Raw genomic sequence first — 2165 nt, 5'->3', positions numbered from 1 at the left:
CCGAGGGGACCGGGGACATTCTTGATCGCCAGCGGCTTCCCGGCGATGTCCATCACAAGCTTCGCGAGCTGGTTGATGCTCACCATCTCTTCTGAACCGATATTCAGCGGTCCCTCGAACGGGCCTTCCATCATGCGGCGAATTGCCTCAACGCACTCATCGACGTAGAGGAACGAGCGGGTCTGCTTGCCGTCTCCCCACACTTCGATCGCGCCACCCTCGGGAGTCGTAGCTACCTTACGGCACATTGCGGCAGGCGACTTCTCGCGGCCACCGCGCCAGGTGCCTTCAGGCCCGAAGATGTTATGGAAGCGGGCCACACGAATGTGCAGACCGTAGTTGCGCATGTAGGAGAGGTACAAGCGCTCCGAGAAGAGCTTCTCCCATCCGTACTCCGAGTCAGGAGCCGCGGGATAGGCGGAGTCTTCCGAGCACTTCGGATTATCAGGATCTTCCTGGTTGTAGGCCGGGTAGATGCAGGCGGAGGAGGAGTAGAAGAAACGCTTCACACCAGCCTCGCGGCCATACTCGACCATGTTCAGGTTGATAGTCGCTGAGTTATGYATCACATTGRCATCGTGCTCGCCGGTGAAGATGTAACCGGCGCCGCCCATGTCGGCTGCAAGCTGATAGACATCTTCGATACCGTCGACAACGGCCTTGACCACCTGCGGATCGCGCAGGTCGGCCTGGATGAACTCGTCTGCCGAGGACTCGGTGAACTCGTGCCTTTTGATATCCACGCCCCGAACCCAATAGCCTTCAGACTTCAGTCTGCGAACCAGGTGGCCGCCGATAAACCCGCCGGCGCCGCCGACAAGCACTTTCTTTTGTGACATTCTGTCCCCTTGGTTGGAAAGGTTAGCAATCTTTGCTGCGGATGCACGCGCTCTTAATCTCATCATAGCGGAAACCGGTGCGGGGCCGGAACGAAAGTAATCACCGTCGTGTTAAAGGAAAGAGTTGAGGTTAAAAGCAAAATGCCCACTCCGAAGAGTGGGCATTTTCAAGAATATGCCGGCGATGACCTAATCTCCCACACAGTTTCCCGTGCAGTACCATCGGCTCGACAAGGCTTAACTTCCGTGTTCGGGATGGGAACGGGTGTGACCCTTGCGATATGCTCACCGGCAAATTGTCGAAGTCGCTCGCGCGATACTTCACAACTGAATAGATTGAGTTTGCTACTTTTGATAACTACAGGGCTTGTGTTGAATATCTCTGACAACAACTACTCTGTGCAGAGTAAATTCTATGGACAAGCCGAACGGGCGATTAGTACTGGTAAGCTACACACATTACTGTGCTTCAACCTCCAGCCTATCAACCAGGTGGTCTTCCTGGGCCCTTCATTTCCCTTTTGGGTTGGGAGATCTCATCTTGAGGCATGCTTCCCGCTTATATGCATTCAGCGGTTATCATAACCGAACTTCGCTACCCAGCCGTGCCKTTGGCAMGACAACTGGWACACMAGAGGTTYGTCCATCCCGGTCCTCTCGTACTAAGGACAGGCCCCCTCAAATCTCCTACGCCCACAGCAGATAGAGACCGAACTGTCTCGCGACGTTCTGAACCCAGCTCACGTACCGCTTTAATAGGCGAACAGCCTAACCCTTGGAACCTTCTACAGCTCCAGGATGCGATGAGCCGACATCGAGGTGCCAAACCATTGCGTCGATATGAACTCTTGGCAATGATCAGCCTGTTATCCCCGGMGTACCTTTTATCCGTTGAGCGATGGCCCTTCCATWCAGAACCACCGGATCACTAWGGCCTGCTTTCGCAYCTGCTCGACTTGTAGGTCTCGCAGTTAACCACACTTATGCCTTTGCACTCGACGGTCGATTTCCAAACGACCTGAGTGTAGCTTCGCGCGCCTCCGTTACAATTTAGGAGGCGACCGCCCCAGTCAAACTACCCGTCTTACAGTGTCCCTCTCCCGGATCACGGGAGTAGGTTAGGATCACAACAATCGCAGGGTGGTATCTCACCGTTGGCTCCTCCGAGACCGAAATCCCGGAATCAAAGCCTCCCACCTATCCTGCGCAGCAATTGCCGTAACCCACTGTAAAAGTATAGTAAAGGTGCACGGGGTCTTTTCGTCTAGCTGCGGGTAACCGGCATCTTCACCGGTACTACAAGTTCGCCGAGCAACTCGTTAAGAC

The 2165-nt window shown here is 54.7% G+C and carries 1 protein-coding gene and 2 rRNA genes; all 3 read right to left on the bottom strand.

The window, feature by feature from the left end; translation table 11 throughout:
• Nucleotides 1-839: NAD-dependent epimerase/dehydratase family protein (locus tag AB4043_RS23275; protein WP_442308235.1), on the bottom strand; the 839-nt coding region annotated here is incomplete at its 3' end.
• Between the two features lie 176 nt (nt 840-1015).
• Nucleotides 1016-1132, bottom strand: a 5S ribosomal RNA gene (rrf, locus tag AB4043_RS23270).
• Between the two features lie 122 nt (nt 1133-1254).
• A 23S ribosomal RNA gene (locus AB4043_RS23265) occupies nt 1255-2165 on the bottom strand; the annotation flags it as partial.

This window comes from Terriglobus sp. YAF25 (genome assembly GCF_052113305.1).
Taxonomy (GTDB): domain Bacteria; phylum Acidobacteriota; class Terriglobia; order Terriglobales; family Acidobacteriaceae; genus Terriglobus.
This window is presented reverse-complemented; position numbering and strand designations above follow the sequence as displayed.